A 26,912-nucleotide genomic window follows, 5' to 3' on the forward strand; every position below is an offset into this window, starting at 1 on the left:
GTCGCCTCTCACGCCACCAGGGCGTCCTCCCCGGCGGCCGCCTCGCTGAACGCCCTGATCACAGCCGTCTCCGCCGTCTTGACCCAGGCCAGGCCGAGAACGGACGGTGACAGGCCCATGACGGGCAGGAAGCGCACGTCCGCGCGTCTGTGATGGGCCGCCGTGGGGGCGCAGAAGAGCATGCCACCCCGGTCGAGCGCCACCTGGGTCAGGCCCTCCTGGGCGGTGGCCACCGTGCCGGCGTGCGGGATCGCGCGTCCTGACGGGGTCGCGGAGGGCGCGATGCGCTCCCGCCAGGCGCGCGGGGCCGGGCCGGCCAGCCCGATGAGGGGCACGGAGGCCAGCTCCTCGGCGCCGATGCCGGAGCGGCCGGCGAGAGGGTGCCGGATGGAGACGCCCAGCTCGTAGGAGACCCGGTTCAGGCCCGCACCGGTCACCAGGTCGGGCTCGTCCACCGGCAACAACGTGAACGTGATGTCCACCTGCCCGGCCCGCAACCTGCCGAAGGGATCGGAGAGCGGGATCTCGACCAGCTCGGCCACGCAGCCCGGGTAACGGCGTTCGAAGGCCCGCACCGCGCCGGTGACGACGTCGGTCGGCGTGGCCAGGAAGCCGACTCTGATCACCCCGGCCACCTCGCGCGCGGCCGCCTTCGCCCGGCCCACCGCGCCCGCCAGCCCGTCGTAGGAGGGACGCAGGTCGGCCAGGAAACGCTCGCCCAAGGAGGTCAGGCGCACGCGCCGGCTGGTCCGCTCGAACAGCAGGCCGCCGATCCTGGTCTCCAGCGCGCGAACGAGCTGGCTCACCCGGCCAGGTGACAGGTAGAGCCGCTCGGCCGTCCGCGCGAAGTGCAGCTCCTCGCTCAGCACGACGAAGCACTCCAGCTCCCTGAACTCCATCTCCGCCTCCGGCAGATCGCTTAGCCTGCCTAAACCAAGCCTTCGACCTTCGCCATTGTTCCCGGTCACGCCGCGGGCGAAGGCTAGGGGCCATGACCTCCGCCGTTTCCACCGTCGCCGCGCCCGTACAGGCGCGCTGGCTCGCCGTGACCTCCGTCGCGGTGGGCACGTTCACCCTGGTGACCAGCGAGATGTTGCCCGTCGGGCTGCTGACCTCGATCTCCGCCGGGCTCGGCGTGTCCGACGGCACGGCCGGCCTGATGATGACGGCTCCCGGCCTGGTGGCCGCCGTCGCCGCGCCTACGGTGGCCATCGCCACCCGCCGCCTCGACCGGCGGACCACGTTGCTGGGGCTGATGGCGCTGCTGGCCCTGGCGAACCTGGCGGCGGCACTGGCGCCGAACTATCCGATCATCCTCGCCGCCCGGGTGCTGACCGGGGTGAGCATCGGCGGGTTCTGGGCGTTCGCGGCCGGTCTGGCGGTGCGGCTGGTGCCCAGGCGGTCCGTCGGACGGGCCACGTCGATCATCCTGGGCGGCGTCTCGGTGGCGTCGGTCCTGGGGGTGCCGGCGGGGACGCTGATCTCGTCGTTCGCCGGGTGGCGCAGCGCGTTCGCGGTCATGGGGGTGCTGGCGCTGATCCTGCTCGCGCTGCTGGCCACGACGCTGCCGCCGATGCCGGGAGAGGGCTCCGCCCCCGCCGGGGAGCGCACGTGGCTCTCCGGCCGGCTCAAGGTCGTCCTGACGCTGACCGTCCTCATCGTGTCCGGCCACTTCGCGGCCTACACCTACGTCCGGCCGTTCCTGGAGCAGGTCTCACACGCCGGCCCCGCCCTCGTCAGCAGCGTCCTGCTCGTGTACGGCGCCGCCGGCGTGATCGGCAACTTCGCCGCGGCCGCCCGCGCCACCAGGGACCCCAAGCCGGTCCTGATCACGCTGGCCCTGCTCATGGCCCTGTCCACGGCGGTGCTGCCGCTCATCGGCCTGCCCCTGCTCACCCTGGTGGTGTGGGGCCTCGGCTACGGCGGCGTGGGCGTGACCCTGCAGCTCTGGATCATGCGGCTGGGCGGCGGCGAGCTCGGCACGGCGCTGTTCGTCAGCGCCTTCAACCTCTCCATCGCCCTCGGCGCGTTCGCCGGCGGCCAGGTCGTGGACCGGATGTCGATCTCCGCGGTGATGTGGGCGGGAACGGGCCTGGCCCTGGTCAGCGTGGTCGTCGCTGGCATCTGGGGCAGGAGTAGGACGACCGGTTCATGAACGCCTCACGGATGATCGCGGTGCCGCAGCGCGAGCACGGAAGGTCGCGGCGGCCGTAGACCTCCAGTGAGCGGTCGAAGTAGCCGCTCTCGCCGTTGACGTTGACGTAGAGGGCGTCGAACGAGGTGCCGCCCTGCTGGAGAGCGGCGCCCATGACCGTGCGTACGGCGGTCAGCAACTCGGCGACCTTGGGCCCGGTCAGCGTCTCCGTGGGCCTGGCCCAGTGCAGTCCGGCGATCCAGAGCGCCTCGTCGGCGTAGATGTTGCCGACTCCGCTGATCAGCGACTGGTCGAGCAGCGCCCGCTTGATCTCGGTGCGCTTGGCCCGCAACCGCCTGGCGAACTCGGCCTCGTCGAACACCGCCTCGAACGGGTCGGGGGCGATGTGCGCGATCGGCTCGGGGACGCCGTGGGACAGGGAGGTGAGCATGACGTGGCCGAACGTGCGCTGGTCGACGAAGCGCAGGTCGGGGCCGCCGTCCTCGAAGCGGATGCGTACGCGCAGGTGCTTCTCCAGCGGCGAGTCCTGGCTCACGACGAGCAACTGGCCGCTCATGCCCAGATGGGCCAGGAGAGCCTCGTCGGCGCCCGACAGGGGCAACCACAGGTATTTGCCGCGGCGCTCGGCGGACAACACCGCGCGGCCCTTGAGGCGCGCGGTGAACTCGTCGGCGCCCGGCAGATGACGCCTGATCGCGCGGGGGTGCAGCACCTCCGCGGCGGCGATCTCACGGCCGATGACCCATTGCGCGAGGCCGCGCCTGACGACCTCGACCTCCGGCAACTCCGGCAACCCGGACCTCGCTCTCTGAACGGCCCTGAACCCACGGACATTCGCGTGACTCCTGGCCACCGGCCCCGGTGACGCCGCGGGTCAGCTTGCGGGCTGGCTTTCGCGCTGCTCGCGGCGGGCCCTGATGCGGGTCCACGCCGCCTCGGCCGCCTGCTGCTCGGCCTCCTTCTTGCTGCGCCCGGTGCCCGACCCGTAGGACTCGCCGCCGACCCGCACCATGGCGGTGAACGACTTGGCGTGGTCGGGCCCGCTCTCCTCGACGTGGTATTCGGGCACCCCGAGCGCCTCGGAGGCGGTCAGCTCCTGCAGCGAGGTCTTCCAGTCGAGCCCGGCGCCGAGCGAGGCGGAGCGGACGATCAGCGGATCGAACAGCACGTGCACCACCCTGAACGCCTCGTCGAGGCCCTTGTCGACGTAGATCGCGCCGATCAGCGCCTCAAGGGTGTCGGCCAGGATGGAGGACTTGTCGCGCCCGCCGGTGCCCTCCTCGCCCCTGCCGAGCCGCAGGAACCGGCCGAGGCCCAGATCCCTGGCCACGTCGGCCAGCGCGCGCATGTTGACCACCGCGGCACGCAGCTTCGCGAGCTGGCCTTCCGGCAGGTCGGGGTGGTTGTTGTAGAGCGTGTCGGTGACCACCAGGCCCAGCACCGAGTCCCCGAGGAACTCCAGGCGCTCGTTGGTGGGCAGGCCGCCGTTCTCGTACGCGTAGGAGCGGTGCGTCAGCGCCCGCTCAAGAATGTCGAGGTCGAGGCCTACCGCCAGGACCCGCTCCAACTCGTCTCGGGCGACCTCGACGGCCACCGGCTTAGGACCTGCGCCCACGTGCTTCCTCCTCGGACATCTTCACATGGCGCGTCGGCTGCGCATGATGCCCGAAAACGTGGTGGGCGTCGGGGTAACACATAGCCCCGGCGTCCACCACGGCCGCGGGCGAACCGCCGCCGCACGCATCTGAGACGGTAACGCCGACCGAGGCACTTTGGCACCCGGTCGGCATCACGTCAACTGCTGACACGAAACCTGCGGTGTACTGCCGCCACGGTCTCAACCAAGCACACGAGAGGGGTGGCAGTCCAATGGGCAGGTTTGTTGTCAGAGAAATCAGGCGGACGGCTCGATGACCTGACGACGGTTGTAGGTGCCGCAGGTGGGGCACGCGATGTGCGGCTGCTTGGGCGAACGGCACTGCGGGCAGCTCACCAGGGCGACAGCAGTCGTCTTCCACTGGGAGCGACGGGCGCGGGTGTTGCTCCGCGACATCTTTCGCTTCGGGACGGCCACGTCACTTCTCCTGATCGTTATCTTTGTCGGTATTCAGATCTTGCAACGACGCCCAGCGGGCGTCGATCTTCTCGTGCCGGTGATCGTCGCCGGCCTCGGCCAGCTTGACCCCGCATTCTACGCAGAGCCCCTTGCAGTCCTCTCGGCACACGGGGCTCAACGGCAGTGCGAGCACCACCGCGTCGCGGAACGTCGGCTCGAGGTCGAGCAGCTCACCATCGAGCAGTGAGTCCTCCTCCGAGGCGTCCTCGTCGGAGTAGAAGAAGAGCTCCTGCAGGTCGACCTCGATTTCCGAGGCGACGGGGTCGAGGCACCGCGCGCATTCCCCGGCGAGCGGGACCTGCGCCGTGCCGGTGACGAGCACGCCTTCCATCACTGCTTCGAACCGGAGAGCCAGCCCGACTTCGGCGTCCTTGGGGACACCGATCATGTCGACGCCGAGCTTTGCCGGTGCCGGGAGGGCCAGAGTCATCTGCCTCATCGTGCCCGGCCGCTTGCCCAGGTCGTGAGTGGAGATCACCCATGGGGAGCGGAGGTCGAGGTGCTGAGTCATCCTGCTCTCGCTAGGCATGGCGAAAAAGATCGCCGTCGTACAAGGCTGAAATGAAAGGATAGCAGGTCGCGCCTACCCCCTGAGCCGCTCGATGAGCAGCTCGTGCACCAGATCAGGCACCAGCCCCGACACATCCCCACCGTAGCGGGCGATCTCTTTCACCCGGCTGGAGGAGAGGAAGGAGTATTCGGGGTTCGTCGGCATGAACAGCGTCTCGACCCCCGACAGGCGGTAGTTGAGCTGCGCCATCTGCAACTCGTAGTCGAAGTCGCTGACCACCCTGATGCCCTTGACGATGGCGGGGATGTCGTTCTTCCGGCAGAAGTCCACGAGGAGCCCGTGGAACTTCCGGACGGTGACATTCGGATATTCCTTGGTCACGGTCCCCAGGGTGTCGATCCGCTCGTCGACCGTGAACAGGCTGCTTTTCTCGACGTTGATGAGGACCGCCACGACCACTTCGTCATACAGCCTGGCGGCCCGGCCGATGATGTCGAGGTGGCCGTTGGTGATGGGGTCGAACGACCCCGGGCAGACTACGCGGCGCAAGACGCCTCCCAGGTCTACGGGTTCCCAGCGGCGCGACCGTACCAAACGGACGCTTCGCCATATCTACGGACCCTCTCCTCAACGTACCCTTCGGGCCACCTCAGGGCGTTTCCCCTGGTCTCCCGTTCGAACGCCACCACCCCTCCATCGACCAGCCAGCCGTTGTCGCGCAGGAGCTCCAAGGTCCCCAGGACCTCGCTGTCGGACACGGCGTAGGGCGGATCGGCGAAGACGATGTCGTACGGCTCCTCAGGCGCCACCGCGAGCACGCGGCCGACCTTGTCCGCCACCACGCGGGCGCCCTCCAGGGCGAGGGCCTGGACGTTGGCCTTGATCGTCCGGACCGCCTTGGGGTCGGACTCGACGAGCGCGGCCTCGGCGGCCCCCCTGGACAGCGCCTCCAGGCCGATCGCCCCCGAACCGGCGTAGAGGTCGAGGAAGCGGGCGCCGTGGAGTCCGTACAGTGAGTCGAGCGTCAAGAAGATCCCTTCTCGAGCCCTGTCGCTGGTCGGTCTCGTTCCGCGCCCCGGCGGCACTGCCAACCGCCTGCCACCTGCGCTGCCCGCGATGATCCGAGTCATGTTGTCCATTCTTCCGCATGTTCATGCAGGTCAAGAGTGCACAAGTGTCTGCCTCAACTGCGCAAGGGTGATTGGCATCGGGGCCGGTCGGCCCGCATGATGAGTCTGCGGCCTTCAAGGTGACCCACATGGAGGCCGACCGGCGTGATCGTGAGCCCTTCCGCACGCCGGTTCCCTCGGCACCTGACCCGAGGGTGGGCCCAGCCGGGGACGGCATTCGGGGGGAGGCCGTCCCCGCGGCTGGGCATCCTGTTTCTCGCGCATCCCAACCCGTCGCACCCGCTTTCGTGCGCTGGGGGCACGCCTGCGCGCCCGCCGCCGGTACGCCCGGTTGCTGCCGGGCACTTCTGCGTCCGCCACCGGTACGCGCCCGGGTTGCTGCCGGTGTGCTGTTGGGCACCCCGTTTTGTGCGCACAGCATGCGGTCTCATGGTGTGCGGTCTGAGATGTATGCCTCTGCGGGGCCTGAGGGGGTGTGTCAGGTCTTTTCCAGGTAGTCCGCTCGCTCGTCCTCCAGGAGGCGGTCTATCTCCGCTCTCAGGCCCTCATGAGCCGTCAGGTCCGGATCCTCCGCCAGGAGGGCGCCGGCTTCCTGGCGGGCCGTGACGATGACGTCCTCGTCGCGGAGCAACTGCAGCAGCTTGAGCGAGGAACGTTTGCCCGACTGGGCCGCTCCCAGGACGTCGCCCTCGCGGCGTTGCTCCAGGTCGACGCGGGAGAGCTCGAAGCCGTCCAGGGTGGCGGCCACGGCGTCGAGGCGCGATCTGGCGGGCGTGCCCTCGGGGAAGTCCGAGACCAGGAGGCAGAGGCCGGGCAGGCCGCCGCGGCCGACCCGGCCGCGGAGCTGGTGGAGCTGGGAGACGCCGAAGCGGTCGGCGTCCATGATGATCATGACGGAGGCGTTGGGCACGTCGACGCCCACCTCGATGACCGTGGTCGCCACCATGACGTCGATCTCGCCGCGGGTGAAGGCGCGCATGATCGCGTCCTTCTCCTCCGGCGGCAGCTTGCCGTGCAGCGTGGCCACGCGCAGGTCGGCGAAGGGGCCCTCGGTCAGGAGCTCGGCCACCTCCAGGACCGCGAGCGGCGGCCGGCGCTCGTCGTCGGTCGTGGCGGCGGCCAGGTCGCCCTCGTCGCCCTCCAGGTCGCCGATGCGCGGGCACACGATGTAGGCCTGACGCCCGAGTGCGACCTCCTCCCGCACCCGCTGCCAGGTGCGTTCGAGGTAGTGGGGCTTCTCGGCGGCCGGGACGACGTGGGTGGTGATGGGGGCGCGGCCCGACGGGAGCTGGGAGAGGGTCGAGACCTCCAGGTCGCCGAAGACCGTCATGGCCACCGTGCGCGGGATCGGGGTCGCCGTCATGACCAGGACGTGCGGGCGCGCGTCGCCCGCCTTCTCGCGCAGCGCGTCGCGCTGCTCCACCCCGAAGCGATGCTGCTCGTCCACCACGACCAGCCCCAGGTCGGCGAACTGCACGTGCTCCTGGAGCAGCGCGTGCGTGCCGACGGCGATCCCGGCCGTGCCGGAGGCGGCGTCGAGCAGCGCGGAGCGGCGGGCCGCGGCGCCCATGGAGCCGGTCAGCAGCGTGACGGCCGTCCCGCCGAACATGCCGCCCTGCGCCAGGTCGCCGAGCATGCTCGTGATCGAGCGGTGGTGCTGCTGGGCGAGCACCTCCGTGGGCGCCAGCAGCGCCGCCTGCCCGCCCGCGTCGACCACCTGCAACATCGCCCGCAGCGCCACCACCGTCTTGCCCGCGCCGACCTCGCCCTGCAGCAGCCGGTGCATCGGGTGCTCGCGCGCCAGATCGCCGGCGATCTCCTCGCCGACCTGCGCCTGCCCCTCCGTCAGCGAGAACGGCAACCGCGTGTCGAAGTCGGCGAGCAGACCGTCGGAGCTCCTGGGCCGGGCCTTGGCGGGCCAGGCGGTGGCGGCCTGGCGGCGCTGGAGCAGCACGGCCTGCAGCACGAACGCCTCGTCGAACTTCAGCCGGTTGCGCGCCCGCCCCATCTCGGCGAAGTCCTTCGGCCGGTGGATGGCGACCAGCGCGTCGCCCAGGTCCTGGAGCCCGTGGCGGGCCCGCAGAGCGGCGGGCAGCGGATCGTCGAGCGGGCCGAGCGTGTCGAGCACGACGCCGATCGCCCGCCGGATCGCCCACGGCGTCAGGTCCTTGCCCGCCGGATAGATCGGCACCGGCGCGGCGGCGAACTCCTGAGCGCTCGCCTCGCCCTCCTCGAACAGCTCGAACTCCGGATGCGAGAGCTGCCACCGCGGCTTGCCTCGCGCGCCGAACAGCCCCACCTTGCCGGCGAACATCCCGCGCCTGCCCGCCTCGAGCCGCGACTCGGCCACGTGCGAGCCCTTGCCGAAGAAGGCCAGGTAGAGGCGGTTGCCGTCACCGTCGACGACCTCGACCTCCAGCCAGGTGCCGCCCCGGTTGCGCATGGGTTTGCGCATGAGCCTGGTCACCTCGCCCACCACGGTGGCGTGCTCGTCGACCTCCAGCGCGTCCAGCGAGGTCAGCTCGCCCCGCTCGGCGTAGCGCCGTGGATAGTGGCGCAGCAGGTCACCGACCGTCTCCAGGTCGAGCACACTGTGCAGCAACTTGGCGGTCTTCGGGTCGAGGGCCTTCGTCAGAGGCTCGTCGAAACGGCTCACGGCACTAAGTTCTACCGCCTGCGGCCGACAGGATGTCCGCGACGCCGCCCGGCGGGCCTCATTCCACCCCGATCAGCAGGGGGTAGCCGCCCTGCTCGCCGTCGTACACGACCAGGTCCACGTCCGGGCGTGCCCGCCCGAGATGCTCCTCGACGCGGGCCGCGAGGCCGGTCGGCGCCGCCGACCCCGTGACCAGGGTCACCAGCTCGCCGCCGCCCGCCACCATCCGGTCCACGACCATGGTCGCCACGCTGTCGAGCGAGCCGCCGATCACCGCCACGTCCCCGTCGATCATCCCGAGCACGTCCCCGGGACGGCACAACCCCGCGCTGGTGAACGCGTCCTTGTCCGCGACCGCCAGATGTCCGTACCGCGTGTGACCGGCCGCGTCGGTCATCGCCACCACGTCGTCGTCGAAGCGGCGCAGCGGATCGTGCACGGCCAGCGCGGCCAGCCCCTGCACGGTCGCCTTCGTGGGCAGCACGCTGACCGCGACACCGTCCTCGCGGGCGATCTCGGCCGCGGCGGCGGCGACGGCGCGTACGCCCTCGTCGTTCGGCAGGACGGCGACCTCGCCGCCCGCCTCCCTGATCGCCGCCAGCATGGCGGCCAGCGCCGGCCGGGAGCCGGGCTCGCGCCGCACCACGACCGCGCCGCTCTCCTCGAACAGCGCCGCGATACCGTCTCCCGCGGCGACCGCCACCACTCCCCTGGCCGCGCTGCCGCGATGGGTACGCTCGGCCAGGTACGTGATCCTGATCCGGTGCGGCCGCCCCGACCGCAGCCCGGCCTCCACGGCGGGGCCGGCCTCGGGCACGTGGACGTGCACGTTCCACAGTCCCTCGCCGCCGACCACCACCAGCGAGTCGCCCATGGCGTCGAGCTCCGCGCGCAGCCCGGCCACCGCGCGGTCGTCGGCGTCCAGCAGGTACATCACCTCGTAGCCGGCCCCCACCTCCGTCATCGGCGACACCCGCGCGGTCGGCGCGGGCACCTCGTAACGATCGGTGCGGGAGCCGGTGATCACGGCGGCCAGGGTCTCCAGCATGATCGCCGCGCCGGCGCCGCCCGCGTCCACGACCCCGCTGCGGGCCAGCACCTCAAGCTGGTCAGGGGTGCGCCGCAACGCCGCCCGCGCCGCCCCCGCCGCCCGCCGCGCCACCTCGTGCAGGCCCCCGTCCATCCCCTGTACGGCCCGCGCCGCCGACTCCAGCACGCTCAGCACCGTGCCCTCCACCGGCCTGGCCACGGCCTCCCTGGCCAGCACGGCGGCCCTGAGCAGCCCGGCCCGCAGGTCGTGGCCGTCCTTCAGCACCTCGGCGAGCCCGCGCAGCGCCTGGCTGACGATCACCCCGGAGTTGCCGCGGGCCCCGACCATGGCGCCGTAGGACAGGGTCTGCCACACCACGGCGGCGTCCACGTCGTCGGGCAGCGACTCGACGGCCTCGGCCGCGGAGAGCATGGTCAGATGCAGATTGGTGCCGGTGTCGCCGTCGGCGACGGGAAAGACGTTGAGCGCGTCGATCTCCGTCCTGGCCCTGCCCAGGGCATCCGCGGCCAGGCGGGCCCAGCGGCGCACCGCCGGGGGGTCGAGGATCTTCATCTGCGCGACTCCGAACTCCCCGCATGCGCTAACGTTGTTCTGGAGAATATCGCCGCCCATGGGCTCGTCCAGCGTTCTGGTTCGCGCCGACCGGGGTGGATCGGATATTGTCTTGTGGCTGGCCGGTTGTTCCGGCATGCCCTTCGCCCGGAAAGCATCAGCGGACAGGGCTATATCGACTGTTTTAAGGAGCGATACCGTGGCTTCCGTCTGCGATGTCTGCCGCAAGGGGCCGACCTTCGGCAACAACGTGTCCCACTCTCACCGCCGCACCCGCCGTCGTTGGAACCCCAACATCCAGACGGTTCGCGCGGTCATCGGCGGCACGCCGAAGAAACTGAACGTGTGCACCTCGTGCATCAAGGCGGGCAAAGTCACCCGCTAGTTTCGACTTACACGAAAGCCCGCCACCTCTGGCTCCAGAGGCGGCGGGCTTTCGTCGTTTCCACCACCGGCGGCGTACCGGCGCTGGATCAGCGCCAGCGCCAGGCGTGGTCGACCGGGCCGATGCCGCCACCCAGGGGGAAGCCCCGGGCGATCGCGCCCGTCACGTACTCCTTCGCCTTCCCCACCGCCTCCGGCACCTCGTCACCCTGCGCGAGGCGGGAGGCGATGGCCGAGGCGAGCGTGCAGCCCGTGCCGTGGGTGTGCCGGTTGTCGAGGCGGTCGGCGGTGAAGCGGTATTCGTTCGTGCCGTCGGTGAGCAGGTCGACCGGAGCGCCGGGCAGATGGCCGCCCTTGATCAGCGCCCAGGCGGGCCCGAGCGCGAGCACGGCCTCCGCCGCCTCGCGCAGGCCGTCCTCGTCCTCCACCTTGACCGAGGTGAGCTGCTCGACCTCCCACAGGTTCGGCGTCACCACGGTGGCCAGCGGCAGCAGCCGCGTCCGCAGCGTCTCCACGGCCTCGGCCGCGAGCAGCGAGTCGCCGTGCTTGGACACCCCGACGGGATCCACCACCACTGGGGCTGCGTACGACGCGAGCACCTCCGCCACCGTCTCCACCAGCACCGACGAGGCGAGCATGCCGGTCTTGACCGCCTGCGCGCCGATGTCGCCGAGCACGGAGTCGAGCTGCGCCCGCACGGCCTCGGGCGGCAGCTCCCAATAGCCCTGGACGCCCAGGGAGTTCTGGGCGGTCACCGCGGCGATGACGCTCATGCCGTGGACGCCCATGGCCATCATGGTCTTCAGGTCAGCCTGGATGCCCGCGCCGCCGCCGGAGTCGGAGCCGGCGACGGTCAGCACGCGTGGAGGGGTCGAAACCGTCATGTCCCCATCCAACCACTCAGGTGACGGCGCACTCCCCGCTGACCATCCCGCAGGTCCCCGCCTTCGAGCCCCGGCCCGTGGCGGTGAACGAGACGTCGATCGCGTCGCCCGACGCCAGCGGCGGCAGGTCCAGGATCAGCAGGTCGCCGTCCTGCGTCCATTCGGCGCCGGACACGCTCATGACCCGGCCCTGGACGGGGACGGAGAACGTGGTGCTCTGCAGCGTCTGCCCGGAGGTGTTCGAGACCTGCAGGTTCGCCTTGTAGGTGGCGACGCGCTGGGTGATCTTCTGCTGGACGTTCACCGAGCCGCCCTGGCCGTTGGGGCCGGGCTCGATGGTCGCCGTGCTCGTGGGCTCGGGGATGACCGTCGGCGCGACGCCCGTGTCGTCGTCGTCCACCGTCGACGCCTCTTCGCTGGGCGTCTCCGACGCGCTCTCCTCGACCGGCGGAGCCTGCGTCTTCGTCGGCTTCGCCGAGGTCTTCACCTTGGTCTTGGTGGGGGTCGGCGTCGGCTGCGCGGTGCGGCGGGGTGTGCGGGCGCCGTACGAGGCCGTCGGCTTCGGGGTCCCGGATGGCGTGGTCTCCTCCGCCTCCCCGTCCGGCGTGCCCTCCTGCGGCTCCGTCTCCTCCGTGGCCGGGTCGGAGACCTCTGGGCCCGGCCGGTTGGTGCTGGCCTCTATGGCGGCGCAGGTCGTACCGACGCACTGGCCGGGGTCGGTGGGGGCGCTCATGAACTTGACGCCCGCCACCGTGCCGCCCAGCACGACCGCCACGGCGGCCACCGAGAGCAGCGCGACCTTGCCCTTGCCGGCTCCCGGAGGGGCCGCGAGCACGTCGTCGCGCCGTCCGCCCTTACGGCGACCGCGGCGGCCACGGGGCTCGTCCGGCTCGTCGAAACTGAAGCCGGAGCCGGTGTCAGAGCCGGAGCCGGAGTCGGACCAGCCCGAGCGCAGGAAGCCGGTATCCGCGTTCGCCCATGCCGGGGCCTCGATGACGGTCGGCTCGCCGGCGACCTTGACGTCGCCGGGCTCTGGCGGCCCCTGGGGACCTTGGGGGAAGTCGAATCTGGCGGTCCCGTCAGCGGGCCCGCCGAAAGGCTGGTCGACCGGCCTGTCGAAGGGGCCGCTGCCCGGGCCGTCGAAGAAGCCGCTGCCCGGACCGTCGAAGGGACCCGGCTGCCCGCCATGAAGGGGCTGCTGTCCGTCGAACGGACCCGGCTGCGCGGCGTGAGGGGGCTGCCTGCCGTCGAACGGGCCCGGCTGCCCGCTGTGAGGGGGCTGCTGTCCGTCGAAGGGGCCCGGCTGCGCGGCGAAAGGACCTGATGGCCCGCTGAAAGGACCTGGCGGCTGACCGGGGCCCGGCGCGCCGTCAGGGCCACCGAAGAAGCCCGTGCGCTCAGAGCCGAAGGGGCCGTCCGCGGGCGGACCCCACTCCGACGGCCGGACGAAGGCGCCCGTCGTCTCGAACGGTCCTGCCTGGCCCCCCATGGGGTCCGGAGGCAAGAAGGCGCCCGCGGGGTCGTTGGCCGGAGGGTAACCGTTGCCAGGGTCGTTGGGCAGCGCGAAAGCCCCGGTGGTCTCGAACGGCTCAGGCTGCGGTACGCGCGGCGGCGGCCCGTCCTGTCGCCGTGGCATCGGGGCCCACTGCCCCGTCACCTCAGGCTGGTCCGGCAGCGAAGGCCAGCCTTGCGGCTCGCCCTGCTCATCGGGACCCCAGAATGCGCTGTCCTCCCGTTCTTCGCCATCGTCGGATCCACCTGGTCCGTGGCGGCCCATGGCTGCCCTTCCTGCCGGTTACATGGCCGCCAATCTTCATAACACCTTTACTACGCCGCTGTCACAATAATCCCGCTAGTCGTACCCCAAAACGGGAAAATATCACTTAAATCGGGACAGATAATCACCGAAAGTGATCCCAGCCGCCCCGCTCGATCTCCCGGCCGTACACCAGCACGCCCGCGCCCTCGACCACCCGGCCCACGACCTGCCACGGCGCCGGAAGGTGCACCTCCGCGGGGAACGCCGCCGCGAGCGCGTGATCGTCGCCACCGGTGAGCACCCACTCCAGCGGATCGACCCCCAGCTCCTTGGCCGCCGCTGCCACGGGCTCGCCCACGGCGAAAGCCCGGGGATCGAGCTCGATCCCCACCCCGCTGGCCTTGGCGATGTGGCCCAGGTCCTGCAGCAGCCCGTCGCTGACGTCCAGCATGGCCTTGGCGCCCAGCTCGGCCGCCCGCGGCCCCATCGGGTACGGAGGACAGGGCCGCCGGTGCCCGGCCACGGCCTCCTGGAGGAGGGCGGAGTCAAGGGCCGCGCCGGCCTCCAGGAGCGCCCACCCGGCCGCGGCGTACCCCAGCCTGCCCGCCATCGCCACCACCTGCCCCGGCCTGGCCCCTGAGCGGGTCACGGGAGCCCGCCCGCCCAGGTCGCCCAGGGCGGTCACCCCGATGACGATCTGGCCGGAGCGGGTGATGTCACCGCCGGCCACGCTCGCGCCGACCACCGCGCACTCGTCCCCGAACCCGTCGGTCAGCGCGTCGAGCCAGCTCACGGGCAGGTCGGCGGGAATCCCGAGGCCGACCACGATGGACGTCGGCACGGCGCCCATGGCGGCGATGTCGGCGAGGTTCTGGGCGGCGGCCTTGCGGCCCACGTCGTAGCCGCTGGACCAGTCGCGGCGGAAGTGCCGGCCCTCCAGCAGCAGGTCCGTCGAGACGACGACGCGCCCGTCGGGCGCGCTGATCATCGCCGCGTCGTCACCCGGCCCGAGTATCACCGCGGCGCCTTGGGGCAGACGTCCGGTAATACGATTTACCACACCGAATTCGCCGAGATCTCCGACTGTGATGACGCACCTCCTGACGCACACAGGGTACGGTTACCCATCGGCGTGATCGAATCGCCCGGGAGGACGTAATGGTGCAGGCCTACATCCTTATTCAGACCGAGGTCGGCAAGGCCGCTGCCGTGGCCCGCGAGATTGCCGGGATTCCCGGGGTCACTCAGGCGGAGGACGTGACGGGGCCCTACGACGTGATCGTGCGCGCGGAGGCCGGCAACGTCGATGAGCTGGGCAAGCTCGTCGTCGCGCAGATTCAGGCGGTGGAAGGGATCACACGTACTCTTACGTGTCCGATCGTCCACATCTGAAGGTTGTCGTCGCATGCGTGCCGCCGCCGTCTTGCTCGTTCTCCTTGCGCTCGCCGGTTGCGGTGGCACTCTGCAGGTCGATCCCCCCACGCCCCAGGGCGAGGCGGTGGCGGCCTGCGACAAGCTGGCCACCCTGCTGCCCCAGACGCTCGACGGCGACGAGCGCGGCACGTCCACGCCGCGGTCGCCGTACGTGGCCGTGTGGGGCGACGGGGTCATGGCGCTGCGCTGCGGCGTGCCGCGGCCGGTCAGAATGGCGCCCACCGACCAGCTCCAGGAGATCGGCGGGGTGGGCTGGTTCGCCGATCCCGAGAAGCCGGCGTTGTTCACGGCGGTGACGGACATCGTCTACGTGGAGGTCACGATCGGCGGCGAGCACGTGGCCGGCGAGGTGCTCGCGGACCTGTCGAAGCCGGTCGGCGAGATCTCAACGCAGGCCCGGTGACCGCGACAGGGCGAGCTGGACGAGCCGGTCGACCAGCGCCGGATAGTCGAGGCCCGAGGCGGCCCAGAGTTGCGGCGCCACCGACAACGACGTGAACCCCGGCATCGTGTTGATCTCGTTGAGCACCAGCCCGCCGTCGGCCGTGTAGAAGAAGTCGACCCGCGAGAGCCCCTCGCAGTCGAGCGCCTCGAACGCGCGCACGGCCATCGCCCGCAGCTCCTCGCCCGTCTCCCTCGGGATGTCGGCGGGCACGGTCAGCGACATCTGGTCGGGGTAGTACTTGGCCTCGAAGTCGAAGAACTCCTGGCCGCCCTCGACCTTGACCTCGCCGGGCATCGACGCGGCCGCGGGCTCGTCGCCGAGCGACTCCAGCACCGCGCACTCCAGCTCCCTGCCGACGATCGCGGCCTCGATGAGCACCTTGGGGTCGTGCTGCCTGGCGAACTCCACGGCCGTCTCCAGCTCGGCCCGGTCGGAGGCCTTGGAGATGCCCTGCGAGGAGCCCGCCCTGGCGGGTTTGACGAACACCGGATAGCCGAGCTCCTCGGCCTCCTTCATGACGAGCTCGCGGCTGAGGCGCCAGTCGCGGTCGCGGACGACCACGTAGCGGCCGATCGGCAACCCGGCGGCGGCCAAGACGGTCTTCATGTGGGCCTTGTCCATGCCCACGGCGCTGGCCAGCACGCCGGAGCCGACATAACGCACCCCGGCCATCTCCAGCAGCCCCTGGATCGTGCCGTCCTCGGCGAACGGCCCGTGCATGACCGGAAAGACCACGTCCACGGAGCCGAGCTCCACGGGGATGCTGCCCGGGTCGTAGGCCACCAGCGTGCCGCCGCCGGACGGCAGCGCCAGCGCCGCGCCCTTGGTGTCGACCACCGGCAGCTCACCCGACTCGATGGCGAACCGCTGGTCGGAACTGGCCAGCACCCACCTGCCGTCCTGGGCGATCCCGATGGGGATCACCTCGTACTTGCTCCTGTCGATCGCATCCAGAACGCTCCCCGCGCCCATCAGGGACACGGCGTGCTCGGAATTGCGGCCTCCGAAAACGACGGCGACGCGTGGCTTGCTCATGGTGTCCGAATCTACCGGGGTGTCCCCATCACAGCGAGCCAAGCACGCCGTAGTCAGGTCTTTCTCACAGACCGTAACGCTCCGGTTTGGGCGTGCGGGACATCAGCAACATCCCGGCCTCGGCCGGCGACATGCCGTCGTGCACGACTCCGACGACGACCTCGGTGATCGGCATCTCGACGTCGTGCTTCCTGGCCAGCGCCAGCACCGACTCGCAGGACTTCACGCCTTCGGCGGTCTGCTTGGTCGCGGCGACGACCTGGGCCAGCGTCATGCCCCGGCCCAGGTTCTCGCCGAACGTGCGGTTGCGCGACAGCGGCGAGGTGCAGGTCGCGACCAGGTCGCCCATCCCGGCGAGCCCCGCGAACGTGTGGGGGTCGGCGCCGAGCGCCGCGCCCAGGCGCGAGATCTCGGCGAGCCCCCTGGTGATGAGCATGGCGCTGACGTTGTCGCCCATGCCCATGCCCGCGGAGACGCCCACGGCCAGCGCGATCACGTTCTTCACCGCGCCGCCGAGCTCGACCCCGACCACGTCGGTGTTGGTGTAGGGGCGGAACCAGGGCGGCAGGTGGCAGGCCGCCTGGAGGCGTTCGGCGACGGACTCGTCGGTGCAGGCGACGACCGTGGCGGCGGGCTGCCGCTCGGCGATCTCCCTGGCCAGGTTGGGCCCCGACACGACCGCGACGCGCTCCTCCGGCACCTCGGCCACCTCGCGGATCACCTCGCTCATCCGCTTGGTGGTGCCGAGCTCGATGCCCTTCATCAGGCTGACCAGCACCGCGTGCGGCGGGATGTGCTCGCGCCAGGCGGCCAGGTTGGGCCGCAGGACCTGGGACGGCGTGGCGAGCACCACGAAGTCGGCACCGTCGAGCGCCCGCACCGGATCGGTGGTGGCGCGCAGCGCGGCCGGGAGGACCACGCCCGGCAGATAGTCGGGGTTCGCGTGGTCGCGGTCGATCGACTCGACGACCTCCCGCCTGCGGCCCCACAGCGTGGTCAGGTTGCCGGCCTCGGCCAGGATCATGGCGAACGTGGTGCCCCACGAGCCTGTGCCGAACACGGCCACCTTCGTCATGCCATCACCGTTCCGCGGGATCGTAGGGAGTCGCGGGCGCCTGCTCGCCGCGCAGCTCGGCGAGCTGCTCGGTGATCGCCACCATGATGTCGGCCGTCGCCTCGCGCAGGACGTCGGCGTGCGGCGGCCGGCCGGCGTACTTCGACAGGTCCACCGGCGGCCCCACCGTCACGTGGAACGTCTTGCGGGGGAACAACCTGGGCTTCTTCTCACCGTACGGGAGCAGCTCCTGCGCCCCCCAGTGGGCCACCGGGATGACCGGCGCGCCGCTCTCCAGCGCCAGCCGGGCCGCGCCGGTCTTGCCCACCATGGGCCACAGGCCGGGATCGCGGGTGCAGGTGCCCTCGGGGTAGAACAGGATCGCGCAACCGTCGTGCAGCCGCTGGGCCGACAGGCTCAGCGACCTGGCGGCCTCCTTGCTGCCGCGATCGACCGGGATGGCCAGCAGGCCGGTGACGGCCCGGCCCAGGAGCGGCACCCTGAACAGGGCGGACTTCGCGAGAATCACCGGCCAGCGGCCGTTGTTGAACAAATAGTGCGAAAGCAGGACCGGATCCACCCAGGAGAGATGGTTGGCCGCGATGATCACTCCGCCGGAGCGGGGAATGCGCTCCCCCCGGCGCCAGTCCCTCTTGACCAGGAGCGTGGACAGCGGTTTCACGATCGCCACTGCCAGTGATTCCCAAAAACGCGATGGTCGCGTGGGGCGGCTCATGGTCTCCTCCAACACCTACGGTATGCACCAAGTCTCCCGGTTGGCCGCCCGGGATGTCGAGGCGCGATGCTTAAGCCTATGAGCATCCGCTGGTCCCTGGTCATTCCGGTGAAGACGCTGGTCGCGGCGAAGACGCGGCTGGCCGCCGCGACAGGGACGCGCCGCACCAGGTTCGCCGTCGCCGTCGCCAGCGACACCGTGGCGGCGGCGCTGTCGTGTCCGCTGGTCGCCCGGGTGATCGTGGTCACCGCCGACCCCGCCGCCGCGGGGCCGCTGGCCGCGCTGGGCGCCGACGTGGTGCACGATCCGGACCGCGGGCTGAACACCGCGCTGCGCACCGGGGCCGCCCATGCCGTACGCCTGGCGCCCGGCGACGGCGTGGGCGCCCTGCAGGCCGACCTGCCCGCGCTGCGGCCCGCCGAGCTGGGGGTGGCGCTGGGGGCGGCGGCCGAGTTCGACCAGTCGTTCGTGCCGGACGCGCTGGACGTCGGGACGACCTTCTACGGGGTGCGCCCCGGGAGGCCGTTCACCCCGCATTTCGGCGGGGAGTCGCGGGCCAAGCACCTGGCGGGCGGGGCCAAGGAGGTGTGCGTGCCGGGGATCGACTCGGTCAGGCGGGACGTGGACACACCCGACGACCTGCGGGCCGCCATCGCGCTGGGCCTGGGCGCGCACACGGCGGCGGTCGTCGAGGAGTTGTGGCCGCCGGCCTGATCAGATCATGAGGCGAGGTCCCCGCCCGGCGCCCTCGCAACGGGGCGGGCCGGGCCTTACGCTGGTCTGCGTGCAAGCCACGGTACGCAGCTTCGACGAGACCACTCGCGCGGGCACGGTCTTCCTCGACGACGGGACCGTGCTGGAGTTCGGCACGCCCGCCTTCGACGCGGGGCCGCTGCGGCTGCTGCGCTCCGGCCAGCGGGTCAACCTGGCGATGTCCGGCGGGGAGATCACGTTCATCACGCTGTCGACTTTCCCGGTCCCCGACGCGTAGGGCGGAAGGCGCCGCTGAATGCGTCACGCCCGGGCCTCGCGGCCCGGGCGTGACGGTGTGACAGGGTTACTTCTTCTTACCGATTTTCTTGCCGCCGTCGTTGACCAGCTCTTTGAAATCCGAGCCGGGGCGGAACTTGGGCGCCCAGCTCTCCGAGACCTTGATTTCCGCGCCGGTGGATGGATTCCTGGCGGTGCGGGCAGGCTTGTGCACCATCTCGAACGCGCCGAAGCCCGTGATCGAAACCTTGTCGCCGTTGGACACGGCCTTCTGGATGGCGTCGAGGACCGCGTTGACGGCCTCGGTGGCGGCTTTCCTGTCGCCGACCCGATCCGCGATGGCCTCGACGAGTTCTCGCTTGTTCATGAAAGTTCTGCTCCCCCAGTGACGGCTCGGGGTTCCAGCTCACGAGTTCGACGTAGAAACCCCTTACGCGCTCGAAAGTAGGCGGGATTGCGGGGGAACTCAATCACCTAGCGTGTTTTCCTCATTGCGTGGCGTGTCGGAGGCCCCGTCGAGAGCGGCCAGAAACGCGTCGAGGCGGGCCGCCGCCCTTTCCGGATCCCGCTTCGCAAGGTCACAGATCGTGAGATATCGGCGCGCGGCCCGCTCCTTCTCGGCGGCGGGCAGCACGCGGACGCGGCGGTGCGCTTCCCGCAACCGCCGCGCCAGTGCGTCGTCTTCTAGACGGTCGTCGGCAGCCATGGCTGCCGACCATTCTCGTACGCCGTCACATCCTCGGCGTGACGCAGGGTCAGCCCGATGTCGTCGAGGCCCTCCAGCAGCCGCCAGCGGGTGTAGTCGTCGATCTCGAACGGGACGACCTCGCCGGCCCAGCGCACCTGGCGTTCGACCAGGTCGACGGTGACCTCCAGCGTGGGCTCCGCCTCGACGGCCGTCTGCAGGGCCTCCACCTTGTCGGCGGGCAGGATGACCGGCAGCAGGCCCATCTTGGTGGAGTTGTTGCGGAAGATGTCGCCGAAGCGGGCGGCGATCACGGCGCGGAACCCGTACTGCTGCAGCGCCCAGACGGCGTGCTCGCGCGAGGAGCCGGTGCCGAAGTCGGGGCCGGAGACGAGGACCGAGGCGCCCTCGTAGGAGGGGTCGTTCAGGACGAACGTCGGGTCCTCGCGCCAGGCGGCGAACAGGCCCCTCTCGAAACCGGTCCTGCTGACCTGCTTGAGCCAGACGGCCGGGATGATCTGGTCGGTGTCGACGTTGCTGCGGCGCAGCGGCACCGCCGTACCGGTGTGGGTGGTGAAGGCGTCCATCGGTCGGGGTCTCCTTTACAGGTCGGCGGGGGCGGTCAGGCGGCCGGTGACGGCGGTCGCGGCGGCGACCTGCGGCGAGACCAGGTGGGTGCGGCCACCCTTGCCCTGGCGGCCCTCGAAGTTGCGGTTGGAGGTGGAGGCGCTGCGCTCGCCCGGCTGGAGGATGTCGGGGTTCATGCCCAGGCACATCGAGCAGCCGGCCTCGCGCCACTCGGCGCCCGCGGCCTTGAACACCTCGTGCAGGCCCTCCTGCTCGGCCTGCAGCTTGACCAGCATCGAGCCGGGCACGATCAGCGTGCGGGTCTTCACCTGACGGCCGCGCAGGACCTCGGCGGCCGAGCGCAGGTCCTCGATGCGGCCGTTGGTGCACGAGCCGACGAACACCGTGTCGACCTCGATCTCGCGCAGCGGCGTGCCGGCGGTCAGGCCCATGTACTCAAGCGCCCGCTCGGCGGCCGAGCGCGCCACCGGGTCGGCGAACGACTCGGGTGACGGGACCGCGTCGCCCAGCGGCAGGCCCTGGCCCGGGTTGGTGCCCCACGTGACGTAGGGGGTCAGCGTCGTGGCGTCGATCTCCACGACACTGTCGAACACGGCGTCGTCGTCGGTGCGCAGCGACTGCCAGTAGGCGACGGCCTGGTCCCAGGCTTCGCCCTCGGGGGCGTGCGGACGGCCCTTGAGGTAGTCGAACGTGGTCTCGTCCGGCGCGATCAGGCCGGCGCGGGCGCCCGCCTCGATGGACATGTTGCACACGGTCATGCGGCCCTCCATGGAGAGCTTGCGCACGGCCTCGCCGCGGTATTCGACGATGTAGCCCTGGCCGCCGCCGGTGCCGATCTGGGCGATGATGGCCAGGATCAGGTCCTTGGCGGTCACGCCGGCGGGCAGCTCGCCCGAGACCTCGATGGCCATCGTCTTCGGCCGGTAGGCGGGCAGCGTCTGCGTGGCGAGCACGTGCTCGACCTCGGAGGTGCCGATGCCGAACGCGATGCCGCCGAACGCGCCGTGCGTCGAGGTGTGGGAGTCGCCGCAGACGATCGTCATGCCCGGCTGGGTCAGGCCGAACTGCGGGCCGATGATGTGCACCACGCCCTGACCGGCGTCGCCCATCGGATGGAGCCTGATGCCGAACTCGGCGGCGTTCTTGCGCAGCGTCTCGACCTGGGTCTTGGACACGGGGTCGGAGATCGGGCCGAGCACGGTGGGCACGTTGTGGTCTTCGGTGGCGATCGTGAGATCGGGCCTGCGCACCTTGCGGCCGGCGAGACGGAGCCCGTCGAACGCCTGCGGGCTGGTCACCTCGTGAATGAGGTGCAGGTCGATATAGAGGAGGTCCGGCTCGCCCTCGGCACGCCGGACTACGTGTTGCTCCCAGACCTTCTCGGCCAGTGTGCGGCCCATGATCTCCTCCTTGAGATTGCCCCCGACTTGCTTCTCATATGTCGAGACGGCAGTATCGGTGTATGGACAACTCTAGCGGAGTCGGAGTACTCGACAAGGCGGTTCTGGTACTCAATGCCCTCGAAGCGGGACCCGCTTCCCTGGCACAGCTCGTCCAGGCCACCGGCCTGGCCCGGCCTACGGCACACCGGCTGGCCGTCGCTCTTGAGCATCACCGCATTGTGAGTCGTGACACACAGGGCCGGTTCGTGCTGGGCCCGCGGCTCTCCGAGTTGTCCACGGCGGCCGGCGAGGACCGGCTGCTGGCGGTGGCCGCCCCCGTCTTGCTTCAGCTCAGGGATCTGACCGGGGAGAGCGCGCAACTCTACCGCCGCCAGGGTGACGAGCGGGTCTGCGTCGCCGCCGCGGAGCGGTCGAGCGGCCTGCGTGACACGGTTCCCGTGGGGTCGGCACTGCCCATGACGGCCGGCTCGGCGGCGCAGATCCTGCTGGCCTGGGAGGAGCCCGACCGGTTGCACCGGGGGCTGCGCGGCGCCAAGTTCACCGCCGCCACGCTGGCCTCCGTACGGCGTCGTGGGTGGGCGCACAGCGTCGGCGAGCGCGAGCAGGGCGTGGCGAGCGTGTCGTCCGCCATAAGGGGGAGCGGTGGCAAGGTGATCGCGGCCGTGTCCGTCTCCGGCCCCATCGAGCGGCTCACGCGGGCTCCCGGGCGGCTGCACGCCGTACCGGTGATGGCGGCGGCCGAACGCATCAGCGAGGCCATGCGCCGCACGTCCTGACTTCTCCGACCCGCGCGCCGTGATCTTCCGGGCTTCGGGATCGACGGCCGCTGACGTGACTCTGGTACCCGGCACGCCAGGTGACCCTGGCGGAAGCGCCACGTCCGCAGGCCGTCTTCCCCTGTCGGAACCGCCACGTTCGCACGTCATGATCGGCGAAAGGAGGTATTTGGGGAGCCGACTGCCTCGCGGGCGCACTAGCCTGAGTGCGTGACAGATCGCATCGAGGTAGCCGCCACTGAGCTGCGACCCCTGCTCGAAGAGTTCATCCTGTGGGCGCGCGCGAACGCGCCCGGCAGCGACCCAGAGCTCGTGGGCCCCGCCGCACTTTGGCACCGTCTCGCCTTCTCGCAGGACCTCGGCACGTGGAAGCGTGCCGACCTGCGCAACCTCCTGCTCGACCGCATGCCCAAGGTCGTCGAGGATCCCGACGCGGCAGCCGACGGAATGCTCCCGGCCGTGGACGCGTACCTGACGTTCCTCTCGCAGACCGGCAAGCTGACCGAGGGCTCCGACTCCCTCGACGAGCTGCAGTCCGAGCTCGACGACGTCGAGGACGAGTTCGTCGACCTCATGGAGGAGCTGCTCGAAGACGCCGAGGGCGCGGACGGGGAGGACGACGAGGTCGGCGATCTGGGGGATTTCGAGCCGTTCGCCGACGAGCTGGCCGAGCTCGACACGATCAGGCTGCGACCCGACACCGAGCTGGCCGCCGCGGCCCGCGAGGTGCCGCTGGTCGCCAAGGCCCGCGATCTGGCCCTGTGGGTGGGCTCCGGGCGCCGGGTGGGCGAGGACACCCTGCTCACCGACGCCGAGGTGGAGGAGGCGCTGGTCGCCGTCGGGCTGCCCAGGCCCGAGACCGACGGCCCGGTCTCCGAGGTCGTCCCCTACCTGTGGAACATCTGGAACCTCGCCGTCGACCTGGAGTTCCTGGAGCCCGGTGACGCCGGCACGGTGGCGGTGCAGGACGACACGGCGGAGTGGCCGTTCGACGACGACGAGGACGTCCTCGACGCGTGGATGCTGGGGCTGCACTCGGTCGACTACGGCGACCCCGAGCTGGAGGACGACGACCTCACGATGGCCCTGGCGGGCCTGACGCGGGGCGTCCTGGTCAGGCTGCTGCTCGGCGGCGGCTCGCGCGACGTCGACGAGCTGGCGCAGGAGCTGTCCGAGGCCGCGGCCGACCTCGACGAGCTCGGCGCGGACGCGTGGGAGGCGGCGGGCGACCCGCTGGCGCCCGCGATCGACTGGCTGGTCGGCTATGGCATGGTCCAGCTCGACGGCAAGGTCCTCAGCCTCACGGCGCTCGGCACCGAGGGCGTCGTCCACCTGGTCGACGACGCCGACATCGAGGTGGACGCCCGGCCGGCGATCGAGTCGATGAGCGCCCACGAGCTGCTGGCGCTCAGCGCCGAGCTGCCGGAGGACGAGGCGGACGCGGAGTTCGCGGCCTGGATGCGGCTGCGGGAGCCCAGCAAGGCCGCCGAGGAGCTGCTGGACGCGGCGGCCGAGGACGAGAGCGACGCGCTCATCAGGGTGCAGGCGGCCAGCGTGGTCGGCACGCTGGGCGAGGCCGCGATCCCGGCCTGGCAGGCGGCACTCAAGCAGCCTTCCCTGCGGCCCTACGCGGCCACCCATCTGAGTCAGCTGGAGATCGAGGGTGCTCCCGAGCCCACGCAGGACGACACGCACTGGCTGATCCTGGACATGTGGACGATCTCCGCGGGTCTGGGGCGGTCGGAGTTCGTCGGCAGCCTGCGGGACATCGGGCCGGACATGGTCAACAGCCTGCTCGAAGTGATCTGGAAGATCCCGCACGCTCATGTGGAGGAGCTGCTGGACCTGATCTCGCAGGTCCACCCGGACAAGCAGGTCGCCAAGACGGCCCGCCGCGCCCTGTTCAAGGCCCGCTCGGTGTAACTCGCTTTTCGCGTGATGACGTCCCCCCACCGGCCCAATTTGCCCCGGTGGGGGAGGTGATTTCGTGTTTTACGGCTTCGCACGGGAGAGTCCGCCCGCCGCACATGGCCGGGCTCTGTCCAGGGGAACGCTCCTCCGGTTCACGGGGCCGGGCGCCGTTACGTGCGCACCGTGGGCCTGCGACGTGACAGCCGGGAACTTCGCGGAGGGCGGCGAGCTCGATCCGCCTCATCATGGCTCGTGAGCTTGGGATGCCAGAATGCGGAAAGCTCCGGGCTTTTGGGCTCCGGAGCTTTGGTGAAGGTGTAGTCCCGACCGGATTCGAACCGGCGCTACCGCCTTGAGAGGGCGGCGTCCTGGGCCACTAGACGACGGGACCTTCGTGAGCTTGTGACAGTGGTAGTCCCGACCGGATTCGAACCGGCGCTACCGCCTTGAGAGGGCGGCGTCCTGGGCCACTAGACGACGGGACCCTGTCCACAAGCTGCTGTGCCGGGGTTTCCCCCGGCGACGTCGGTAACTCTACCGCACCCCGCAGACCACAACCAAACCGCTTATCAGCCCATCAGGTCCGGCCTGTGGCGCCGGACCCGCGCGTCCGCCGGGCCTCGCGGCCCCCGGCACGTCGAGCTCTTCCACGCTGCTTCCACGCTGTCAGTCGTGGAGGAGGCCGCGGCGGTAGGCCTCCCCTACGGCGGCGGCGCGGTCGCGGACGTCGAGTTTGGCGTAGATGTGCAGGAGATGTGTCTTGATGCTGGCCTCGCTGATGAAGAGCGTGGCCGCCGCCTCCTTGTTCGTCGCTCCTGCGGCCACCAGGCGCAGCACCTCCGACTCGCGCTTGCTCAGCCGTCCCCTGGCGGGTCTGCGCAGGGAGTCGGCCAGGCGGGCGGCGACGGCGGGGGCGAGGACGGTCTCGCCCGCGTGGGTGGCCCGGACGGCGCGCACCAGCTCCTCGGGAGGAGCGTCCTTCAGCAGGTAGCCGCTGGCGCCGGCCTCCAGCGCGGGCAGGATGTCGGTGTCGAACGTGGTCAGCACCAGCACGCGTGGTCCGGTGCCGCTGAGCCGGCGGATGGCGGTGAGCCCGTCCATGCCGGGCATGCGCAGGTCCATGAGGATGACGTCGGGGTGCAGCTCGGCGGCCAGGCGCACCGCCTCCGCTCCGTCGGCCGCCTCTCCGACGACTTCGAGGTCCGGCTCGCCGCCGAGGGCCGCGCGCAGGCCGTCGCGCACGATGGGGTGATCGTCGGCTATCAGCAGCCTCAGCCGCATCGGTCCTCCGCGAGGTGATCGTGTCGTCCTGCCATCAGGCTCTCATTGACCGGGCAGGGCGGGGAGGGCGGCGGCGACGGCGGTGCCGTGGCCGGGGGCGGACTCGATCGTGAGGGTGCCGCCCGCGCCGCGGACGCGCTGCCGCATCCCGTCCAGGCCGAAGCCGTCAGTGGGCGTCTGCGGGGAGAAGCCCGCGCCGTCATCGCGAATGTCCAGGAGAATGGTTTCGCCGGTGTACGACAGGGTCAGGCCCGTCCTGGTGGCCCTGGCGTGCTTGGCGACGTTGGCCAGCGCCTCCTGGGCCACGCGGAACAGGGTGGCCTCCACCTCGGCCGCCAGGGTGACGGGGGTGCCGGTGATCTCCAGCGTGAGGTGCACGCCCGACGTCCGCGACCACGAGCCGGCCATCCGGCTGATCGCCTCCGGCAGCCGGGCGTCCTCCAGCGGCTCGGGACCCAGCGCGCGCACCGACCTGCGAGCCTCGGCCAGGCTGCGGCGGGCGAGCTCGGCCGCCAGGTCGAGGTGACGGCGGCCGCCGACGACCGGCGAGGCGCGGCGGGCGGCGTCGAGCTGGCTGATCAGGGCGACGAGATCCTGGGCGACCGTGTCGTGGATCTCGCCCGCCATGCGGTGCCGCTCGCCGAGGACGCCCGCGTGCCTGGCCTGGTCGAGGAGCCGGGCGTGCAGGTCGGCGTTCTCGGCCATGGCGGCACGCAGCCGATCGACGAGGCGGCGGCGCTTGTCGTGCTCGGCGGAGACGTACCAACCGGCCAGGACCAGCGGCAGGGCCACGCCGGCGATCACGGTGAGTACGGTGGACCGGGCGCCGGGGCCCGCCTGGGCGGCCACCGTCACCACGGCGGTGATCATCACCCCTGACATGACCAGCCGGGCGGGGAGCAGGGCGATCGCGAGCGGGTAGCCGATCGCGGCGAACAGGACGAACGCCGCACTCTGCACGATCAGCGCGCCCGCGAGGGCGATCAGGACGATGTAGTGGGCGATGACGAGGACGCGGCGGGTGTCGCGGCGGGGGTGGAGCCAGGCGATCGGCGCCAGCCACAACGCGGTGCACACGGCGAGCACGGGCCAGGAGAAAGCCCAGGGAAGGGGCCACGGCACGGGCGAGAGGCCGGGCTGGGACGAAGCCGCGGGCAGGAAGACGGCTCCGGAGGGCGGGGTCGCGAGGACGGCCGCGGTCGTGGAGATCGCGAGCAGTCCGTAGGCGAGCCCCAGGAAGACCCAGCGCTCGCGGCCGTCGAGCCGGCTCATGAGGTCAAGCCTGACACGACATCGGCCGATCGGTGGATGCCCGGCATCCCCCGGACGGCACGCCGCGCGTGCGATGCCCGGCATCCATCGGACGTCGCGCCGCG

At 71.1% G+C, this 26,912-nt stretch carries 29 protein-coding genes and 2 tRNA genes; 8 read left to right on the plus strand and 23 right to left on the minus strand.

Going from position 1 to position 26,912, the window contains the following annotated elements:
• Window positions 1–8: 8 nt before the first annotated feature.
• Complete coding sequence (locus ACWD0F_RS28135; RefSeq protein WP_449880456.1) at window positions 9–899, minus strand: LysR family transcriptional regulator; 891 nt, start codon at window positions 897–899, stop codon at window positions 9–11.
• A gap of 92 nt (window positions 900–991) precedes the next feature.
• Here ACWD0F_RS28135 and ACWD0F_RS28140 point away from each other — a divergent pair, with 92 nt between their 5' ends.
• Window positions 992–2,155 (plus strand): MFS transporter, encoded by a 1,164-nt coding sequence (locus ACWD0F_RS28140; RefSeq protein WP_449880458.1) that lies wholly within the window; start codon window positions 992–994, stop codon window positions 2,153–2,155.
• Here ACWD0F_RS28140 and mutM read toward each other — a convergent pair.
• From mutM to ACWD0F_RS28180, 8 genes are all read right to left on the minus strand, one after another.
• Window positions 2,103–2,948 (minus strand): bifunctional DNA-formamidopyrimidine glycosylase/DNA-(apurinic or apyrimidinic site) lyase, encoded by an 846-nt coding sequence (gene mutM, locus ACWD0F_RS28145; protein WP_449880459.1) that lies wholly within the window; start codon window positions 2,946–2,948, stop codon window positions 2,103–2,105. The genes ACWD0F_RS28140 and mutM overlap by 53 nt on opposite strands.
• 81 nt (window positions 2,949–3,029) lie before the next feature.
• A complete protein-coding gene (gene rnc, locus ACWD0F_RS28150) occupies window positions 3,030–3,749 on the minus strand; it encodes a ribonuclease III (protein WP_449880752.1) in 720 nt (239 codons plus the stop codon).
• A 300-nt stretch (window positions 3,750–4,049) separates the two neighbouring features.
• Window positions 4,050–4,229, minus strand: a complete 180-nt coding sequence (gene rpmF, locus ACWD0F_RS28155) for a 50S ribosomal protein L32 (RefSeq protein ID WP_033409409.1) — start codon at window positions 4,227–4,229, stop codon at window positions 4,050–4,052.
• Window position 4,230: 1 nt separating this feature from the next.
• Window positions 4,231–4,800 (minus strand): YceD family protein, encoded by a 570-nt coding sequence (locus ACWD0F_RS28160; RefSeq protein WP_449880461.1) that lies wholly within the window; start codon window positions 4,798–4,800, stop codon window positions 4,231–4,233.
• A gap of 54 nt (window positions 4,801–4,854) precedes the next feature.
• Window positions 4,855–5,331 carry a pantetheine-phosphate adenylyltransferase gene (coaD, locus tag ACWD0F_RS28165; RefSeq protein WP_449880463.1) on the minus strand — a complete coding sequence of 159 codons (477 nt, stop codon included), beginning with the start codon at window positions 5,329–5,331 and terminating at the stop codon, window positions 4,855–4,857.
• 14 nt (window positions 5,332–5,345) lie between these two features.
• Window positions 5,346–5,912 carry a 16S rRNA (guanine(966)-N(2))-methyltransferase RsmD gene (rsmD, locus tag ACWD0F_RS28170; protein ID WP_449880465.1) on the minus strand — a complete coding sequence of 189 codons (567 nt, stop codon included), beginning with the start codon at window positions 5,910–5,912 and terminating at the stop codon, window positions 5,346–5,348.
• 478 nt (window positions 5,913–6,390) lie between these two features.
• On the minus strand, window positions 6,391–8,568 hold the full coding sequence (recG, locus tag ACWD0F_RS28175; RefSeq protein ID WP_449880467.1) for an ATP-dependent DNA helicase RecG: 2,178 nt from the start codon (window positions 8,566–8,568) through the stop codon (window positions 6,391–6,393).
• A 58-nt stretch (window positions 8,569–8,626) separates the two neighbouring features.
• On the minus strand, window positions 8,627–10,171 hold the full coding sequence (locus tag ACWD0F_RS28180; protein WP_449880468.1) for a DAK2 domain-containing protein: 1,545 nt from the start codon (window positions 10,169–10,171) through the stop codon (window positions 8,627–8,629).
• Between the two features lie 199 nt (window positions 10,172–10,370).
• Here ACWD0F_RS28180 and rpmB point away from each other — a divergent pair, with 199 nt between their 5' ends.
• Window positions 10,371–10,556 carry a 50S ribosomal protein L28 gene (rpmB, locus tag ACWD0F_RS28185; protein ID WP_049556934.1) on the plus strand — a complete coding sequence of 62 codons (186 nt, stop codon included), beginning with the start codon at window positions 10,371–10,373 and terminating at the stop codon, window positions 10,554–10,556.
• A gap of 88 nt (window positions 10,557–10,644) precedes the next feature.
• Here the strand turns inward: rpmB and thiD are convergent, their stop codons facing one another.
• From thiD to ACWD0F_RS28200, 3 genes are all read right to left on the minus strand, one after another.
• The gene (thiD, locus tag ACWD0F_RS28190) at window positions 10,645–11,439 is read right to left on the minus strand and encodes a bifunctional hydroxymethylpyrimidine kinase/phosphomethylpyrimidine kinase (protein WP_449880470.1); all 795 of its coding nucleotides are present in this window, start codon (window positions 11,437–11,439) and stop codon (window positions 10,645–10,647) included.
• 16 nt (window positions 11,440–11,455) lie between these two features.
• Entirely contained in the window at window positions 11,456–13,075 is a 1,620-nt protein-coding gene (locus tag ACWD0F_RS28195) for a hypothetical protein (RefSeq protein ID WP_449880472.1), read from the minus strand.
• Between the two features lie 265 nt (window positions 13,076–13,340).
• Complete coding sequence (locus ACWD0F_RS28200; RefSeq protein ID WP_449880754.1) at window positions 13,341–14,288, minus strand: thiamine-phosphate kinase; 948 nt, start codon at window positions 14,286–14,288, stop codon at window positions 13,341–13,343.
• A gap of 68 nt (window positions 14,289–14,356) precedes the next feature.
• On the opposite strand from ACWD0F_RS28200, the gene ACWD0F_RS28205 reads away from it, so the two are divergent.
• Window positions 14,357–14,590 carry an Lrp/AsnC family transcriptional regulator gene (locus ACWD0F_RS28205; protein WP_449880474.1) on the plus strand — a complete coding sequence of 78 codons (234 nt, stop codon included), beginning with the start codon at window positions 14,357–14,359 and terminating at the stop codon, window positions 14,588–14,590.
• 13 nt (window positions 14,591–14,603) lie between these two features.
• Window positions 14,604–15,035: a DUF3515 family protein gene (locus ACWD0F_RS28210; protein WP_449880476.1), complete on the plus strand. Its 432-nt coding sequence runs from the start codon at window positions 14,604–14,606 to the stop codon at window positions 15,033–15,035.
• On the opposite strand, the gene ACWD0F_RS28215 is transcribed toward ACWD0F_RS28210, so the two are convergent.
• From ACWD0F_RS28215 to ACWD0F_RS28225, 3 genes are all read right to left on the minus strand, one after another.
• Window positions 15,018–16,112 carry a D-alanine--D-alanine ligase family protein gene (locus tag ACWD0F_RS28215; RefSeq protein WP_449880478.1) on the minus strand — a complete coding sequence of 365 codons (1,095 nt, stop codon included), beginning with the start codon at window positions 16,110–16,112 and terminating at the stop codon, window positions 15,018–15,020. The two genes, ACWD0F_RS28210 and ACWD0F_RS28215, sit on opposite strands and share 18 nt — an antisense overlap.
• Window positions 16,113–16,176: 64 nt before the next feature.
• Window positions 16,177–17,187: an NAD(P)H-dependent glycerol-3-phosphate dehydrogenase gene (locus ACWD0F_RS28220; protein WP_449880480.1), complete on the minus strand. Its 1,011-nt coding sequence runs from the start codon at window positions 17,185–17,187 to the stop codon at window positions 16,177–16,179.
• A gap of 4 nt (window positions 17,188–17,191) precedes the next feature.
• On the minus strand, window positions 17,192–17,857 hold the full coding sequence (locus ACWD0F_RS28225) for a lysophospholipid acyltransferase family protein (protein ID WP_449880482.1): 666 nt from the start codon (window positions 17,855–17,857) through the stop codon (window positions 17,192–17,194).
• A gap of 123 nt (window positions 17,858–17,980) precedes the next feature.
• Here ACWD0F_RS28225 and cofC point away from each other — a divergent pair, with 123 nt between their 5' ends.
• Window positions 17,981–18,616 carry a 2-phospho-L-lactate guanylyltransferase gene (gene cofC, locus ACWD0F_RS28230; protein ID WP_449880484.1) on the plus strand — a complete coding sequence of 212 codons (636 nt, stop codon included), beginning with the start codon at window positions 17,981–17,983 and terminating at the stop codon, window positions 18,614–18,616.
• A 70-nt stretch (window positions 18,617–18,686) separates the two neighbouring features.
• Window positions 18,687–18,893 (plus strand): hypothetical protein, encoded by a 207-nt coding sequence (locus ACWD0F_RS28235; protein WP_449880486.1) that lies wholly within the window; start codon window positions 18,687–18,689, stop codon window positions 18,891–18,893.
• Window positions 18,894–18,959: 66 nt separating this feature from the next.
• On the opposite strand, the gene ACWD0F_RS28240 is transcribed toward ACWD0F_RS28235, so the two are convergent.
• The 4 genes from ACWD0F_RS28240 to leuC all read right to left on the minus strand — a co-directional run bounded on the left by ACWD0F_RS28240 (window position 18,960) and on the right by leuC (window position 21,565).
• Window positions 18,960–19,259, minus strand: a complete 300-nt coding sequence (locus ACWD0F_RS28240) for an HU family DNA-binding protein (RefSeq protein ID WP_449880488.1) — start codon at window positions 19,257–19,259, stop codon at window positions 18,960–18,962.
• Between the two features lie 99 nt (window positions 19,260–19,358).
• The gene (locus ACWD0F_RS28245; protein WP_449880490.1) at window positions 19,359–19,598 is read right to left on the minus strand and encodes an SCO5555 family protein; all 240 of its coding nucleotides are present in this window, start codon (window positions 19,596–19,598) and stop codon (window positions 19,359–19,361) included.
• Complete coding sequence (gene leuD, locus ACWD0F_RS28250) at window positions 19,577–20,164, minus strand: 3-isopropylmalate dehydratase small subunit (RefSeq protein ID WP_449880492.1); 588 nt, start codon at window positions 20,162–20,164, stop codon at window positions 19,577–19,579. Before leuD ends, ACWD0F_RS28245 begins: the two co-directional genes overlap by 22 nt.
• Before the next feature lie 15 nt (window positions 20,165–20,179).
• Window positions 20,180–21,565: a 3-isopropylmalate dehydratase large subunit gene (gene leuC / locus ACWD0F_RS28255; protein ID WP_449880494.1), complete on the minus strand. Its 1,386-nt coding sequence runs from the start codon at window positions 21,563–21,565 to the stop codon at window positions 20,180–20,182.
• A gap of 62 nt (window positions 21,566–21,627) precedes the next feature.
• Here leuC and ACWD0F_RS28260 point away from each other — a divergent pair, with 62 nt between their 5' ends.
• Window positions 21,628–22,344 (plus strand): IclR family transcriptional regulator, encoded by a 717-nt coding sequence (locus ACWD0F_RS28260; protein WP_449880496.1) that lies wholly within the window; start codon window positions 21,628–21,630, stop codon window positions 22,342–22,344.
• Window positions 22,345–22,554: 210 nt separating this feature from the next.
• Entirely contained in the window at window positions 22,555–24,267 is a 1,713-nt protein-coding gene (locus tag ACWD0F_RS28265; RefSeq protein ID WP_449880498.1) for a hypothetical protein, read from the plus strand.
• 306 nt (window positions 24,268–24,573) lie between these two features.
• On the opposite strand, the gene ACWD0F_RS28270 is transcribed toward ACWD0F_RS28265, so the two are convergent.
• The 4 genes from ACWD0F_RS28270 to ACWD0F_RS28285 all read right to left on the minus strand — a co-directional run bounded on the left by ACWD0F_RS28270 (window position 24,574) and on the right by ACWD0F_RS28285 (window position 26,808).
• Window positions 24,574–24,646 (minus strand) — tRNA-Glu (locus ACWD0F_RS28270).
• Window positions 24,647–24,664: 18 nt separating this feature from the next.
• Window positions 24,665–24,740: transfer RNA gene (locus ACWD0F_RS28275), tRNA-Glu, on the minus strand.
• Window positions 24,741–24,921: 181 nt separating this feature from the next.
• Window positions 24,922–25,536 (minus strand): response regulator, encoded by a 615-nt coding sequence (locus ACWD0F_RS28280; protein WP_449880500.1) that lies wholly within the window; start codon window positions 25,534–25,536, stop codon window positions 24,922–24,924.
• A gap of 42 nt (window positions 25,537–25,578) precedes the next feature.
• Window positions 25,579–26,808, minus strand: coding sequence for a sensor histidine kinase (locus ACWD0F_RS28285; protein ID WP_449880502.1), 1,230 nt, complete (start codon window positions 26,806–26,808; stop codon window positions 25,579–25,581).
• Between the last annotated feature and the right edge of the window lie 104 nt (window positions 26,809–26,912).

This window comes from Nonomuraea sp. NPDC002799 (genome assembly GCF_053592075.1).